General features: G+C 54.6%; 13 protein-coding genes and 1 pseudogene. 9 read left to right on the forward strand and 5 right to left on the reverse strand.

Features of this window, described 5'->3' with window-relative positions:
* Positions 1 to 473 precede the first annotated feature (473 nt).
* From LRS40_RS17635 to LRS40_RS17655, 5 genes and pseudogenes are all read left to right on the forward strand, one after another.
* A pseudogene (locus tag LRS40_RS17635) lies at positions 474 to 1,680 on the forward strand (IS3 family transposase).
* A 245-nt stretch (positions 1,681 to 1,925) separates the two neighbouring features.
* Positions 1,926 to 2,864, forward strand: coding sequence for a tetratricopeptide repeat protein (locus LRS40_RS17640; protein WP_231312209.1), 939 nt, complete (start codon positions 1,926 to 1,928; stop codon positions 2,862 to 2,864).
* A gap of 268 nt (positions 2,865 to 3,132) precedes the next feature.
* On the forward strand, positions 3,133 to 3,210 hold the full coding sequence (locus LRS40_RS17645; RefSeq protein WP_225759512.1) for a hypothetical protein: 78 nt from the start codon (positions 3,133 to 3,135) through the stop codon (positions 3,208 to 3,210).
* 239 nt (positions 3,211 to 3,449) lie between these two features.
* A complete protein-coding gene (locus tag LRS40_RS17650) occupies positions 3,450 to 3,956 on the forward strand; it encodes a hypothetical protein (protein ID WP_156263936.1) in 507 nt (168 codons plus the stop codon).
* A 97-nt stretch (positions 3,957 to 4,053) separates the two neighbouring features.
* On the forward strand, positions 4,054 to 4,467 hold the full coding sequence (locus LRS40_RS17655; protein ID WP_142489687.1) for a GFA family protein: 414 nt from the start codon (positions 4,054 to 4,056) through the stop codon (positions 4,465 to 4,467).
* Positions 4,468 to 4,512: 45 nt separating this feature from the next.
* On the opposite strand, the gene LRS40_RS17660 is transcribed toward LRS40_RS17655, so the two are convergent.
* The 3 genes from LRS40_RS17660 to nifJ all read right to left on the reverse strand — a co-directional run bounded on the left by LRS40_RS17660 (position 4,513) and on the right by nifJ (position 9,910).
* Positions 4,513 to 4,725 carry a KTSC domain-containing protein gene (locus tag LRS40_RS17660; RefSeq protein WP_142489686.1) on the reverse strand — a complete coding sequence of 71 codons (213 nt, stop codon included), beginning with the start codon at positions 4,723 to 4,725 and terminating at the stop codon, positions 4,513 to 4,515.
* Between the two features lie 136 nt (positions 4,726 to 4,861).
* Positions 4,862 to 5,983 (reverse strand): porin OmpC, encoded by a 1,122-nt coding sequence (ompC, locus tag LRS40_RS17665; RefSeq protein ID WP_231312210.1) that lies wholly within the window; start codon positions 5,981 to 5,983, stop codon positions 4,862 to 4,864.
* Between the two features lie 402 nt (positions 5,984 to 6,385).
* Positions 6,386 to 9,910: a pyruvate:ferredoxin (flavodoxin) oxidoreductase gene (nifJ, locus tag LRS40_RS17670; RefSeq protein WP_142489684.1), complete on the reverse strand. Its 3,525-nt coding sequence runs from the start codon at positions 9,908 to 9,910 to the stop codon at positions 6,386 to 6,388.
* Between the two features lie 267 nt (positions 9,911 to 10,177).
* On the opposite strand from nifJ, the gene LRS40_RS17675 reads away from it, so the two are divergent.
* Positions 10,178 to 10,444 carry a DUF333 domain-containing protein gene (locus LRS40_RS17675; protein WP_231312211.1) on the forward strand — a complete coding sequence of 89 codons (267 nt, stop codon included), beginning with the start codon at positions 10,178 to 10,180 and terminating at the stop codon, positions 10,442 to 10,444.
* Here LRS40_RS17675 and hslJ read toward each other — a convergent pair whose 3' ends face one another.
* Both hslJ and LRS40_RS17685 read right to left on the reverse strand, forming a co-directional pair.
* Positions 10,445 to 10,858: a heat shock protein HslJ gene (hslJ, locus tag LRS40_RS17680; protein ID WP_231312212.1), complete on the reverse strand. Its 414-nt coding sequence runs from the start codon at positions 10,856 to 10,858 to the stop codon at positions 10,445 to 10,447.
* Between the two features lie 135 nt (positions 10,859 to 10,993).
* Complete coding sequence (locus LRS40_RS17685) at positions 10,994 to 11,983, reverse strand: 2-hydroxyacid dehydrogenase (protein WP_142489681.1); 990 nt, start codon at positions 11,981 to 11,983, stop codon at positions 10,994 to 10,996.
* 458 nt (positions 11,984 to 12,441) lie between these two features.
* Between LRS40_RS17685 and LRS40_RS17690 the strand changes: the two genes are divergently transcribed.
* The 3 genes from LRS40_RS17690 (at position 12,442) to LRS40_RS17700 (ending at position 15,641) form a co-directional block, all read left to right on the forward strand.
* Positions 12,442 to 12,615, forward strand: coding sequence for a hypothetical protein (locus LRS40_RS17690; protein WP_185902361.1), 174 nt, complete (start codon positions 12,442 to 12,444; stop codon positions 12,613 to 12,615).
* A 201-nt stretch (positions 12,616 to 12,816) separates the two neighbouring features.
* Complete coding sequence (locus LRS40_RS17695) at positions 12,817 to 15,453, forward strand: YdbH family protein (RefSeq protein WP_231312213.1); 2,637 nt, start codon at positions 12,817 to 12,819, stop codon at positions 15,451 to 15,453.
* Positions 15,450 to 15,641, forward strand: coding sequence for a YnbE family lipoprotein (locus LRS40_RS17700; protein ID WP_059307766.1), 192 nt, complete (start codon positions 15,450 to 15,452; stop codon positions 15,639 to 15,641). Before LRS40_RS17695 ends, LRS40_RS17700 begins: the two co-directional genes overlap by 4 nt.
* Position 15,642 lies beyond the last annotated feature (1 nt).

Below are 15,642 nucleotides of genomic sequence, written 5' to 3' on the forward strand. Positions count from 1 at the left end.
TAAAAACCTCCTTAATGGGAGGTTTTTTTTCGACTGAATTCAGCCTTCACATATAAATACTGACTTGTACGGCTGTGCGTATTGGTCGGTTTATCCACCCTAACTACACCTGATCGATAATACCGATCGATGTCGCCAGCAAGTTGCCGAAGGAGAACTGGCATTTCAGCCGGGCCGACGCCAACCAGTGGATAAAGTACTATCAGCCCGACTTCGCCGACAAGACGACAGATGCCAGCGATAACCGATACTGGATCCTCCTCAACATGGGGAGGATGTTCTGATGGGCTTCGTATTCCCGGCTATCGATTATGTCGGGCAGTATTTGCATCACAAATGTAAGCCGTATCCTCGCGACTTCAACGGGTTTTGCATTTATCGATGATGTAGCCCCCTGAAACACCAGACAGTAGCTGTATCTCCAGATAAGAGATAGGCTTGAATATATGTCTAACACTAACGCCAATTTTGAGATGACCGGGATCCTGTTAGGACAAGAAGTCCGTAAACGTAAAACTCCTCAGGAGAAGATCGCCATTATCCAGCAGACGATGGAGCCGGGCATGAATGTCTCCCATGTCGCCCGCCTGCATGGCATCCAGCCCAGCCTGCTGTTTAAGTGGAAGAAGCAATATCAGGAAGGCAGCCTCACCGCCGTTGCGGCCGGAGAAGAAGTTGTTCCAGCTTCTGAGCTTACTGCTGCTCTGAAGCAGGTCCGGGAGCTTCAGCGCCTGCTGGGCAAGAAGACGATGGAAGTTGAGATCCTGAAAGAAGCCGTGGAGTACGCTCAGTCGCGAAAATGGATAGCGCACGCGCCCTTGTTGCCAAAGGACGGGGAATAGCCCTGGTCAGCCGCACCATGGGCGTGTCGCGTGCGCAGCTGTCACTGCGAATTAACCGTTCTGCCGACTGGCAGGACAGGCGCTGTAACCGGCGTGATGACGAAGCAGACGCTGAAATACTGTCAGAGATCCTCGATATCATCAGCGATATGCCCAGTTACGGCTATCGCCGTGTGTGGGGCATCCTGCGTACGCAACGTCGTACAGAGGGACTGCCCCCGTGAACGCCAAACGGCTTTACCGGCTTATGAGCGAGCATAATCTGCTGTTACTGCATGACAAACCAGAGCGGTCGAAGCGTGAACATAAGGGCAAAATCGCGGTGGCAGAAAGCGATATGCGCTGGTGTTCAGATGGCTTCGAGTTCGGCTGCGACAACGGTGAGAAGCTGCGGGTCACGTTCGCGCTGGACTGCTGCGACAGAGAAGCCATAGACTGGGCAGCGAGCACAGGAGGCTACGACAGTTCGACGGTGCAGGATGTGATGCTGAGGTCGGTGGAAAAGCGCTTCGGCGACGGGCTGCCGACCACACCGGTTCAATGGCTGACGGATAACGGTTCAGCATATACCGCGCATGAAACGCGGAGGTTCGCCAGAGAGCTGAATCTGGAGCCGTGTACAACAGCGGTGAGCAGCCCGCAGAGCAATGGCATGGCCGAACGGTTCGTGAAGACGATGAAGGAAGACTATATCGCGTTCATGGCAAAACCAGATGTGAGAACAGCCCTGCGAAACCTTGCAGCAGCGTTCACACATTACAATGAAAACCACCCGCACAGCGCGCTGGGATATCACTCCCCGAGGGAATATCGGCGGCAGCGGACATCGTTAACTTAAGATACAAAAGCTGTCCGGAGATGGCGGGTCAAGATCACCGACAGAATATGAAAACCAGTATTATCAACGGCTAGGAAGTGTCTAGATTATCCGTGGCGATTCATATTGTGAGTAAGATATTTTCGACAATGGTATCAGCGGACTTACAGGACTTAACATAAATTAAAATGTGTCAATGTACACGTCCGCACTTACCTTTAACGAATAATTAATAGCACAGCACTTCTCTGAGGGTTGTTACAGAAATGGAAGAACTTAAATCAAATTCAGTTTCAGACCGCGATTATCATCCTCTCTATGCACCTGCCTCTGCCGGTGATATTGATGCTCAAATCGAACTCGGACTTAAGTACCGTGATGGCGATGGTGTTGAGCAAGACGGCAACAAAGCCGTCGAGTGGTTAACCAAGGCCGCTAACCAGGGAAGCACTCAAGCCAAATTTAATCTGGGCTATATGTACAAGGATGGCGACGGTGTCCCTTTAAATTATTCGAAGGCGATTGAGTGGTTCACGTTAGCTGCTGACGAGGGGGACATGAATTCTTTGGTATGGATTGGGATTCTACATCAAAGGGGCCATGGGTTTACACAAGCCTTCTCTAAGGCGGCTGAGTGTTACTCCGTGGCCGCATCGAAGGGAGACAGTTACGGGCAATATAATCTCGGAACCTTATATCGGGATGGAAAGGGTGTGCCTCGTGATAGTCATAAAGCCTTAGGACTTTTTACTCTGTCTGCTGAACAGGGAAACGAACTTGCTCTGGAGGCACTGGGTGAGTTGTACATTGCACAGCGTGACTATGAAAAGGGTAAGGAATATCTTCGCCAGGCAGGTGAGAAGGGCAAGCAAAGTGCCCTTGAAACGCTAAAAAAAATTGAAGCGGTTCAAGAAAAACACAGGATCGAAGACAGTATCAAAAAAATCACCTGTCCTTTCTGCGGCAAGCAAAGCGTTTGGAAGGCAAAATTTTGCCACGGCTGCACAGCCCGGATTACGTACGAACCGATAAGAGAATATGAATGGATAGGTATAGGTCTCGGTATTATTTTCGCTGTAGTTGGTATTGCAATCGATCCGAATCATATCGGTATGGTACTGTTTTATGCCTTCATTATATGGTGTCTATCCATAATCCTCGGTAAATTGTTCGGTAAGCAAAGAGCTATGTTCAGCAGGAACTAAGTCTTCAGCCTCACAAATTGATTTTATTTTCCTCTGAATTGGGCAGTGAGTTGCAGGTTGGCAAAATTCCGAAGTAAAGTTTGTTGATCTAAGACGATAAGTAAAAACTTACCGAGCGTAAACTGCGCCTCGTTTTTTGTCTTCACTGTCAAGGCCCGGTGACTACTCATAGTGTTCCACTGCCCGGTTTTTACGCCGTTTGCCGCCTGGCTGTTTTTAACCAACCAACGCTATAGTTGTAGTCCATCTACAAAAACGGGAGGTAGTCATGCAGTATGTCGAAAAAGATGACCCGCGCGAGGCCCCGGAATCGGGCGATAAAAAGCCCCAACCCGTCAAAAAATAGCTGACCGTAGGTCATGCCCACGCCACCGGCATTTGCTGGTGGCTTTTTTATGCCTGCGCCCCGGCACGTTCCACCCTAACAACCTTCTACCCTGGCTCAGTAACTAGTGCTGTATCGGCCTTGCGCACTCATCAAAAAGGCCCATGTGTTGTTGAAGATCAATTCTGTACGATAGAGAAGAGACAGGTACTGAAGGCGATGGTCAGCAAAAACACGACTGATACGATGAGGTGCTAACGATGGGTAAACAGTGGCAATTACTATTGGGCTTGTTTGTTTTAATAGCAGTGTTTTCATCCGCAAAGGCGAACACGACGGCGATGGGGCTGACGTTAGGTAAAACCACGCTGCAGCAGTTCATCAAAGCCTATCCCACCGCCCAGCACGAGGGGCGCAGTAAGTGGAGCGACGGCGATATTTTCTCTATTCCGAATAACGAGCTGGGATTAGAGGGCGCCAAAAATAATGCAGTTATCTTCAATAAGTCGGGGCGGATCACCGCCATTATGCTTGAGCTGGATAAGCACCGGTTTGATGAAGTTGAGAGTATGCTCGAGCATAAATACGTGGCGGTGAAAAAACAGATCTCCTTTGCCGGGGACAAATATGCCAAATACCAGAATGAAAATGATTTAATTGAGCTTGATGCGCCCTATTTATCCTCCGTCATGAAACTTACCTATTCAGAACAACTCTTTCAGGAAGCCTGGCTGAAAAAGAGTGCGGAGGAGTTCAGCCGCCGGTGACGGCTGCGCAAACGTGGAGGCTGACTTACACTTAGCCGGTACGCGGCGTTCCGTCACGCCACCTGTGTGGGTCATGCTTACCTGAGAGGAGTCTGTTATGGCGAACAAAGTCTCTGCCCAGTGCCACTGCGGAGCGGTCAGGTTTACCGTTGAACTTTCGGACGGGTTCAACACCATCCGGCGCTGCAACTGCTCATTCTGCCGGATGCGCGGGGCCATTGCCGTCTCCGCGCCCTTATCGGGTATCGAGATTGTTCAGGGCGAATCACTGCTGACCGAGTACCGTTTTAACACCCAGGCGGCGGTACACTATTTTTGTTCGGTCTGTGGGATCTACACCTTCCACCAGCGGCGCTCTAATCCGGAGCAGTATGGCGTCAACGTTGCCTGCATTGAAGGCGTCTCGCCGTTTGATTTCCCGGAGGTGCTGGTAATGGAGGGAAGGCATCATCCCAATGATGGCGGCGGCGGTGTGGCTGGCGTGCTGAGCTACCGCACTGCCGACAGCTAGCGTAGCTATTCATCTGGAAAGGTCATGGGCACAGGGGATGTGCGCTCAGGCAATTTTTCTCTCTTTGAATTTGCCTTTTACCACGCCGTCATAGAAACGCCCTTTTGAAACCACATGCAGAAAATCATTAAAAATGCGCGCAGGTACGGGCTGATATTGCCAGGCACTGTGATCCCGAAAACGGACTTCCAGCGTTTCGTTGCATTTATCGTAGGCAATCGAGGCGATGCGCGAAGATTTAACAGCATGATGGTTCATAATAGCGAGTCCTCTACAGCCCGGCAGACATGAGATTTATCTTGTATCAGAAAGGCCGAATGGCGCAACAAGATTTGAACGTAATGCTGAAAGGGATATAAAGCGTTAGCCCGCGTCGTAACGCGGGCTAATTTCATCAGAACTGGTAAACCAGACCGACGGCGACGATGTCATCGGTGCCGATGCCATTGTCTTTGTAGAACCGATCGTCTTCGTCCAGCAGGTTGATTTTATAATCAACGTAGGTGGACATATTTTTGTTGAAGTAGTAAGTCGCCCCCACTTCAGCATATTTAACCAGATCCTGATCGCCCTGACCGTTGTCCAGGTCTTTACCTTTAGACTGCAGGTAAGATACCACCGGACGCAGACCGGAATCGAACTGGTACTGAGCGGTCACTTCAAAGTTCTGGGTTTTTTCTGCAACGGTATTTCCGTTGTCACCGTTACCGTATGGGGTCATGTTACGGGTTTCAGAGTACATGGCCGCCAGATAGATATTGTTGGCGTCATACTTCAGACCGGTGGTCCAGGCGTCAGCTTTGTCGCCGCCCGCAGTGGTATTTTTCACCTGATCGTTAGTACGGTCAGAAGAGGTATAGGCCGCTGCTGCGCTGATACCCATGCCGAAGTCGTAAGAGGTAGAGATACCGAAGCCGTCACCGTTTTCATTACGTACGCCACGGTCTTTACTGTTGTTGGTGCCTTCGTTACCGTTACCGGTGCCTTCGTTATTGCCCTGGTACTGCAGGGCGAAGTTCAGGCCTTCAACCATGCCGAAGAAATCGGTATTACGGTAGGTCGCCACGCCGTTCGCACGGCCGGTCATGAAGTTATCTGCTTTGGTGTAGGAGTCGCCGCCAAACTCTGGCAGCATATCGGTCCAGCCTTCCACGTCGTACAGGACGCCGTAGTTACGGCCGTAATCGAATGAACCATAGTCACCGAATTTCAGGCCAGCGAATGCCAGACGCGTCCAGGACTGGTTAGAAGAACCTTCGGTATTGTTTGCCTGAATATTATATTCCCACTGGGCGTAGCCGGTGAGCGTATCGTTGATCTGGGTTTCGCCTTTAAAGCCGAGACGCATATATGTCTGGTCGCCGTCAGCAGTGCTGTCGTCTGAGAAATAATGCAGACCGTCTACTTTACCGTAGAGATCTAATTTATTGCCGTCTTTATTATAAATTTCAGCTGCATTTGCTGCGCCAGCCATTAACAAGGCTGGGATCATCAGAGCCAGTACTTTTATTTGCATTGTGACTATTCCTTATGCTGTTTTTATAGTTAATAATTTTTTAACTTTCCATGGAACTTTCTGTGTTGGAAAGAGGTCTCATGCTAAATCACTCTCTCTTATCCGCGATAAAACATAATTGTTACTAAGTAAGTAAATTCTCAAGCATTTGCTGCCGAAGAAATAGTGATAATTCTCGTGAATGTATTTAATAAAACCATATAAAATAAAAATTATTTCTCATTGCGATGACGCGCTAAACTTGGCTGCGTTATATGTCTTAAAACCTCTTGTCCGTTATTTATTGAATCCACGTTAAATAGATAAACTATTATTTATTTGTGAACAGGATCGCCCGTCAGTATATGACTGGCGGGTTTTTTTATGCCCAAAGAAAAGCCCGGACATGCCGGGCTATAAAGTTTATTCGCTTACCGATTTCTCGGCTTTTCCGGCTAACTGCGCCAGGAAGTCGTAGCGTTTTTGTAGATCGGCGGCGGCATCTTTCCACAGCTGCTCTGCCACTTCGGGCTGTTGGGCGTTAAGGCGACGGAAGCGTTGCTCCTGCATCAGCGTTTCTGCCAGCGCATCTGACGGTGGACGGGAATCCAGCGCCAGCGGCAGTTTGCCCTCATCGGCCCGACGTGGGTCGAAGCGGTACAGCGGCCAGAAGCCGGTTGCCGTCAGCTGGCGCATCTGATCGTGGCTTAATGCCAGGTCGTAGCCATGCTCCTCGCAAGGGCTGTAGGCGATGATCAGCGACGGACCAGGATAAGCTTCCGCCTCCTGAATGGCTTTTACCGTCTGGTTCAGCTGTGCTCCCAGCGAGATTTGCGCCACATACACATGACCGTACATCATCATGCTGACCCCCAAATCTTTGCGTGCCTTGCGTTTGCCGTGCTCGCCAAACTTGGTCACCGCCCCCAGCGGGGTCGCTTTCGAGGCCTGGCCGCCGGTGTTGGAGTAACACTGAGTATCCAGCACCAGAATATTGACGTTCTCGGTCAGGCTCAGGACATGATCCAGCCCGCCAAAGCCGATGTCATACGCCCAGCCGTCGCCGCCAATCAGCCAGATCGATTTCTCGACCAGCGCATCGGCATCGGTTAACAGCTGTTCTGCCCCTTCAACGCCCGCCAGCTGCTGACGCAGCTCCGCCACCTGCTGACGACGCACGTCCGGCGTGGCCTCGCTGTGCAGGGCGCTGTTCAGCTCTGCCGGGATCTTATCGGCAAACTGCTCCAGCAGGCGCATCACGCGCACCCGGTGCTGATCCACCGTTAAGCGGAAGCCCAGACCAAACTCAGCGTTATCTTCGAACAGTGAGTTCGCCCACGCCGGGCCGCGGCCATTAGCGTCGGTGGTGTAGGGCGTTGACGGCAGGTTGCCGCCGTAGATGGATGAACAGCCGGTGGCGTTGGCGATCAGCATCCGATCGCCATACAGCTGGGTCAGCAGCTTGATGTACGGCGTTTCGCCGCAGCCGGAGCAGGCGCCCGAGTATTCAAACAGCGGGGTGATCAGCTGCGAGGTACGAATATCGATGCGCTCAAGGCTGTTGCGATCGATTTCCGGCAGGTCGAGGAAGAAGTCGTAATTTACTTTCTCTTCCTCCACATGCTCAAGGCGCGACATCATATTGATGGCTTTGATCTCCGGGTTCTGGCGATCTTTCGCCGGGCAGACCTCGACGCAGAGGTTACAGCCTGTGCAGTCTTCCGGCGCTACCTGCAGGACATATTTCTGACCGCGCATGTCGCGAGATTTCACATCCAGCGAGTGCAGGCTGGCCGGAGCGCTCTCCATCGCCTCAGGCGAGACAACTTTGGCGCGGATCGCGGAGTGCGGGCAGGCCGCCACGCAGTGGTTACACTGGGTGCACAGCTCCTCTTTCCAGATCGGGATCGCTTCGGCGATATTGCGTTTTTCCCAGCGGGTGGTGCCCATCGGCCAGGTGCCATCCGGCGGCAGGGCGGAGACGGGCAGGGCATCGCCGAGACCGGCCAGCATCGCGGCGGTAACGGTTTTGACAAAGTCCGGGGCGGCATCAGAGACCACTGGCGGGCGGTTCGGGCTGTGGGCATTCACCGGCTGCAGCGGCACTTCGGCAAGGGACTCCCGGGCCAGCGCCAGGGCCTGCCAGTTGCGTTCCACCAGCTCCTGGCCTTTGCTGCTGTAGCTTTTGGCGATCGCGCCCTGCAGCTCCATCAGGGCGCTGTCGCCCGGCAGGATCTGCGTCAGGTGGAAAAACGCCATCTGCATGACGGTATTGATACGTGCCGCCAGGCCGCATTCACGGGCGATTTTTGCCGCGTTAACGATATAGAACTTCGCTTTTTTCTGGTTCAGTACCGCCTGCACTTCCTGCGGCAGGCGCCCCCAGACCTCATCGGCGCTGTACGGAGTATTGAGCAGGAAAATCCCGCCCGGCTTCAGGCGCTCGGCCATCTGGTATTTGTCGATAAACTGCAGCTGGTGGCAGCCCACGAAATCGGCCTGCGACACCAGATACGCCGAGCGGATCGGCTGCTCGCTGACGCGCAGATGGGAAACCGTCAGGCCACCGGCCTTTTTCGAGTCATAGACGAAATAGCCCTGGGCATACCACGGCGTGGAGTTACCGATAATCTTGATGTTGTTCTTGGTGGCCGACACGCTGCCATCGCTGCCCAGACCGTAAAACAGCGCTTCGAGTTTGGCGGTGGAGGGCAGGGTGTTTTCCGGCAGCGACAGGGAAAGGTTGGTCACGTCGTCATAGATGCCGACGGTAAAGCGCGGCTTCGGCTTCGCGGCGCTCAGCTCGTTAAAGATGGCCAGCACGCACTCGGGGCCAAACTCTTTTGACGAGAGGCCATAGCGTCCGCCAATCACCCGCGGCAGCGTTTCGCGCTCGCCGCCGTTAAAGGCCTCGGCCAGAGCGGTCATCACGTCCAGATAGAGCGGTTCGGCCTGGGCACCCGGCTCTTTAGTACGATCCAGCACCGCCACCGACCGCACACTCTCCGGCAATACCGCCAGCAGGTGTTTCGCGGAGAACGGGCGATACAGGCGCACTTTCAGCACGCCCACTTTCTCGCCCCGGCTCAGCAGCTCATCCACCACCTCTTCACAGGTGCCGATGGCGGAACCCATGATCACAATCACGCGCTCCGCCTGCGGATGGCCGTAATACTCGAACGGTTTGTACTCGCGTCCGGTGGCGGCGGCAAAATCGGCCATCGCCTGCTCCACGTGGTCATAGACCGCGTTGTACCACGGATTAGTGGCCTCCCGGGACTGGAAATAGGTATCCGGGTTGGCGGAGGTGCCGCGGATCACCGGATGTTCCGGGTTCAGCGCGCGGGCGCGGTGGGCGTCGATCTCTGCCTGCGGGAGCAGGTTACGGATGGTGTCGTCGGAAATCGGCACAATCTTGTTAATTTCGTGCGAGGTGCGGAAACCGTCGAAGAAGTGGATAAACGGCACCCGGCTTTTCAGCGTCGCCATGTGGGAGATCAGGGCAAAATCCTGTGCCTCCTGCACGCTGCCGGAACAGAGCAGGGCGCAGCCGGTCTGGCGCACGGCCATCACGTCAGAGTGATCGCCAAAAATCGACAGGGCGTGGGTGGCGATGGTGCGCGCCGCGACGTGCAGCACGAAGGGAGTCAGTTGGCCCGCCAGCTTATACAGCGTCGGGATCATCAGCAGCAGCCCCTGCGACGAGGTAAAGGAGGTGGAGAGCGCCCCGGTCTGCAGCGCGCCGTGAACAGTAGCAATCGCCCCGGCTTCAGACTGCATTTCGACCACGCGAGGAACATCACCCCAGACGTTTTTCAGCCCGTTACCGGCCCAGGCATCGGCCTGTTCAGCCATCGTCGAGCTGGGTGTAATGGGATAGATGGCGATCACTTCACTGGTGCGAAACGCGACGGACGCGACTGCGCCATTCCCGTCAATAGTTTGCATATGACACCCTTACATTGCGCAAAGAAAGAGAGACCCGTGACACATCGACAAGTCCTGTAGTTATCTTTTTATTTTAGCAAAGGGCCGCTGAAACGATTTTCGCTTTTGTGTCCTGCTTATTAGTGCCATTAATGGTTTGATCAAACTTTTGCCTGAAAATAGTCTGCAATTGTTTTGACAGCGCAGAAAACCGCGCTTCGGCTCTCGACGGCAGGCTTTGGGGTGCCTATTATGCATAGGTTTTGCAATTCAATATGGGGAGAGATTATGCGCGCAGCATTTTGGGTTGGGTGTGCCGCTTTGTTACTGTCGGCCTGTAGCAATGAACCTGTACAGCAGGCTACCGCCGCGCATGTCGCGCCGGGGATGAGGGCGGCGATGTCCAGTTCCGGTCAGGCAAACTGCGCCATGATTGGCGGGGCGCTGTCCGTTGCGCGTCAGCTGGATGGCTCGGCCATCGGCATGTGCGCGCTGCCGAACGGCAAACGCTGCAGTGAACAGTCGCTTGCCGTCGGATCCTGCGGCGCGTACTGATTACTCTGCGCGTTTAAAGACCAGCGTCGTCTCCGCCGTCGCTAGGGTTAACACGTCTTCCGTCAGATCGACCTGGGTGCCGTTGCGCAGCATGGTGCCGATGGCGTGATCCAGGTCATTGAGCTGCGGCTCGGTACAGAGCTTACGCGTCATAGCGAGCGTTTTGACCTTGAGTTCGCCATCAGACAGCTTGCCCTGGCCGTTGAAGCGGTTACACATCACGCCTGACACCGCCATGTCTTCACCAAAGGCGATCTCCGGGGGTGTATTGGCCGGGTTGATGGCGGCGCCGTTAATACTTTGCAGCACAAAGCGGTGCTGCTGAAGCTGTTCTTCCTGAACAGAGGCTTTCCCTGGATTGACACAGCCTGCCAGCGCCATGCTGAGGATCGTTACCGCGACGAGCGTTTTCATGGTTATTCTCAATCTATTCACTTCATAAATAGCTAATGCATAGTCTATTGCGCTGGCGGGAATTGTCTTGCGGGATAATCTGAAAACAGGGCGGGAAGGTGTTTCCTCTCCCCGAAGGGAGAGGGGGATGTTCACTCAGAACAGCGCGTTCGGACTCGCTTCGCCTTTCTCAAGCTGGCTCAGGTTACCCAACGTGGTCTCTGAAATACTGATCAGCGCCTCGGCGGTTAAAAACGCCTGATGACCGGTAAACAGCACGTTGTGGCAGGCGGAAAGACGGCGGAACACGTCATCCTGGATCACGTCGTTAGACTTGTCTTCAAAGAACAGATCGCGTTCGTTTTCGTACACGTCCATCCCCAGCGCACCAATTTTCTGCGTTTTCAGCGCCTCAATGGCGGCCTGAGAATCCACCAGGCCACCGCGGCTGGTGTTAACAATCATCACGCCATCTTTCATCTGGTCGAACGCGCTCTGGTTCAGCAGATGGTAATTGTCTGCGGTCAGCGGGCAGTGCAGGGAGATGACGTCTGACTCCGCATACAGGGTCGACAGATCGACATACTCCACGCCGAGCTCCAGCGCGGCGGCGCTCGGATACGGATCGAACGCCAGCAGGCGCATACCGAAGCCTTTCAGGATCCGCAGCGCCGCGACGCCGATCTTACCGGTGCCGATCACCCCGGCAGTTTTGCCGTACATGGTGAAACCGGTCAGCCCTTCCAGCGAGAAGTTGGCATCACGGGTACGTTGATAAGCGCGGTGAATACGTCGGTTCAGCGACATCATCAGACCAATGGCATGTTCAGCCACCGCTTCCGGGGAGTAGGCCGGGACGCGCACGACCTGAAGGCCCAGCTCTTTGGCCGCCTCAAGATCGACATTGTTGAAGCCTGCGCAGCGGAGAGCGATGTACTTCACGCCCTGTTTTTTTAACTCCTCCAGCACTGGACGACTGCCATCGTCGTTAACGAAAATACAGACCGCATCGCAGCCGTGCGCGGTTTTGGCCGTCTTTTCGTTAAGCAGAAAGTCGAAAAATTCAAGTTCGAATCCATATCCCTCGTTAACATGTTGCAGATACTTTTTGTCGTACTGCTTTGTGCTATATACCGCGAGTTTCATAAGACTTTCTCCAGTGATTTTGGAACTACGTTAGCATGATTAAAATAATCATACAAATTTTAAAATATTATTGAATTCAATAAGTTCTGATAATGATTTTACAACATCTCTGCACAATAACCCTATGATCTTCAAACTGAACCGCTTTTTTGTGCAGCGCCATCCCGCGACAACCCGTGATGGGGGAGGTGAATTCTCTTTTTCTCTCGATAAAGCAATTAAAAACAGGTGGTTAAATCTAATTGTCTGCCGTCGCGCTCGATATAAATATAAGCGTAACTTATAGTTTTAGGGTGGCGACTTGCTGCATCTACAACTGGAGTTTCAAAATGAAATCCACCGTACAACATGTTTCTAAAGAACAACCTAAGCAGCCGCAAAAGAATCAAGACGAAAAGAGCAAACAGAAACCGGGTAAATCGAAATAACCTTTCATAGCACAGTTTGACGGAGGCTTTATGGCTGATCGTCCAGATTATATTGATCCTGTTCCTGATGATGAACCGCTTCCCGGCGGAAGCGATCCGCTTTTTGATGAAGACGAAGATGAAGATGATCCCCTGACGGGTGATGACATACCTGACGTCAATGACCCGCTGGATCCTGATGACCCGGATGTGATCAGAAGATAGCTTCATACACCGCTTTTCTAAACCGCCTCCGGGCGGTTTTTTATTTTCCTGAACGGGTTTGCGCGAAGCGTAAAAACGCTCACATTCAGGGTTATCACATCTATCCTTAAGCAGGCCTTCGCTTCACCTGCCTGACGAAACATGCCACAATATTCGATACTGTCGGCTAATTTTTTTGCTAAATCAGGATATTAACTGCCCATGAGGGGTAAATATAAAGCCGCAATCGCGCTACTGCTGCTGATCGTTCTCTTGCCGCTGACGCTGCTGCTGACCCTTGCGCAGTGGCTACCTACGCTTGCCGGCATCTGGCTGCCCGCCGGTACCCGGATAGCCTTTGAAAAAAGCCCGCGCCTGACCCGCAACGCGCTGGTGATTGCCGATCTGCGCTATCTGGTTGACGACTGCGAAATCGCCCGTGTCGAAGACGCTACGCTCAGCCACCCGAGCCGCTGGAAAATCGACATCGCCGGGCTGGATCTCAACAGCGCCTGCCTGAGCAAAATCCCCGCCAGCGAGCCTGCACCCGCCGCACCGCGAACCCTGGCCGAATGGCAGTCGCTACTGCCGAATACCTGGCTGAATATCGATCGTCTTACGCTCTCTCCCTGGCAACAATGGCAGGGGAAATTAACCGCCTCGTTGACCCCGTCGCGACAGGATATTACTTACCACGGGGATCGGTTTAGCCTGCGTGGCACTCTCCGTGGACGTTCCCTGACCGTCAGCGACGTCACGCTCAATTTGCCCGATAATCCGCAGCCGGTGACCCTGGTGGGGGAATTTACCCTGCCGCTGGTGCCGGACGGCCTGCCGGTGCAGGGACATGCGGCTGCGACCTTCTCGGTGCCGCAGCTCCCGTCGCTGGTGGATGCCGATCTGGCATGGCAGGACAATCAGGGCCAGCTGGTACTGGTTGAGCGGGAGAGCCGCGAGCCGCTGCTGGATCTCCCCTGGCAGATCACTCCCGAACAGCTGACCATCAGCGACGGGCGCTGGCGCTGGGACCAAGCCGGAATACCTCTGAGCGGTCGCCTGGGGCTTAAAATCGATAACTGGCAGCAGGGCACGGAAAACGCCGTTATCAGCGGCCGGATGAACGTTCTGACCCAGGGCGATGCCGGTAAAGGCAACGCGGTTCTCACCTTTGGTCCCGGCAAGCTGAGCGTCGACAACAGTGCCATGCCGCTACAGCTTACCGGCGTGGCTAAACAAAATGACCTCATTCTGTATGCCATGCTGCCCGCCATGCTGAGCGGCAGCCTGGCCGAGCCCCGTCTGGCGTTTGCGCCGGGGGCGCTGCTGCGCTCCCGCGGCAGGATCATCGACTCCCTCAATATCGACGAAGTACGCTGGCCGCTGGCCGGCGTGGCGCTGACCCGCAACGGCATAGACGGTCGCCTGCAGGCCATTTTACGCGCCCACGAGCAGGAGATGGGGGATTTCACCCTGCACCTTGATGGCCGGGCGAATGACTTTCTGCCGGATCGCGGCCTGTGGCAGTGGCGCTACTGGGGCGAGGGCAACTTTACCCCGATGCAGGCCCGCTGGGACGTGGCGGGCAGAGGCGAGTGGCGCGACAGTATGATTGAACTGCGCGAACTCTCAACCGGGTTCGACCAGCTGAAGTACGGCTCCATGCATGCCAGCGCGCCGCGCATGGTGCTGGAGAGTCCGATCCGCTGGCAGCGCGATCCCGCCCGGCCGCACTTCAGCGGTGCGTTAGCCTTTGAGGCCGGGGAAACCACCTTCACCGGCGGCAGCGTGCTACCGCCGTCGACGGTCAAATTCAGCGTCGATGGCAGCGACCCGACCCTGTTCCAGTTCAAAGGCACCCTCAACGCCGAAGCGATCGGCCCGGTACAGCTGAACGGGCGCTGGGACGGGGAGCGTCTGCGTGGCCAGGCCTGGTGGCCGAAGCAGTCCCTGACCGTCTTCCAGCCGCTGGTCCCGCCGGACTGGAAAATGACCCTGCGCGAAGGGGAGCTGTATGCTCAGGTAGCGTTCTCCGCCGCGGCCGATCAGGGCTTTGAGGCCGGAGGCCACGGGGTAGTGAAAAGCGGCAGCGTCTGGATGCCGGATAACAAGGTGAATGGCGTCGATTTTGTCCTGCCGTTCCGCTTCAGTCAGGGCACCTGGTCGCTGGGTACTCATGGCCCGGTGACGCTGCGCATTGGCGAAGTGATCAATCAGGTCACGGCCCGCAACATCACCGCCGATCTGCAGGGAGACTACCCCTGGAGCGAGGCAAATCCGCTGCTGTTGACTGACGTGAGCGTGGATCTGCTGGGCGGCAAAGTGACTATGCAGCAGCTGCGGATGCCGCAGCACGACGCGGCCCTGTTGCGGGTGAATAATATCTCCTCCAGCGAGCTGATTAGCGCCGTTAACCCGAAACAGTTTGCGATGTCCGGGCCGTTCAGCGGGGCGCTGCCGTTCTGGCTGGACAACGACAGGTGGATCATCAAAGATGGCTGGCTGACCAATTCAGGCCCGATGACCCTGCGTCTTGATAAAGACACCGCCGATGCTCTGGTCAAAGACAATGGGGCGGCGGGGGCGATTAACTGGCTTCGCTATATGGAAATTTCGCAGTCGTGGACAAAACTCAATGTAGATAACCTGGGTGAATTAACCCTGGCGTCGACCCTCCGTGGCGCCAGCCGCTCCGGGGGCCAGACGCAAGCCGTCAACCTCAACTACACCCATCAGGAGAACCTGTTTACCCTCTGGCGCAGCCTGCGTTTTGGCGACAATCTGCAGACCTGGCTGGAGCAACACGCAGCATTACCGGATAACCGCTGCCCGACAGGCAAGGAATGTAAGGAACAACCATGAAAAAGCTGGCCGGTGGGTTCACCGCGATTGTGATACTGACGCTGACAGGCTGCACGCCGAGGATCGAAGTCGCGGCGTCGAAAGAGCCGATCACCATCAACATGAACGTCAAAATTGAACATGAAATCCACATCAAAGTGGATAAAGACGTGGAGACGCTGCTGAAATCACGCAGCGATCTGTTCTGAG

Origin of the sequence: Leclercia sp. G3L, from assembly GCF_021117075.1 — a bacterium.
In the GTDB taxonomy this organism is placed as follows: Bacteria; Pseudomonadota; Gammaproteobacteria; order Enterobacterales; family Enterobacteriaceae; genus Enterobacter; species Enterobacter adecarboxylatus_C.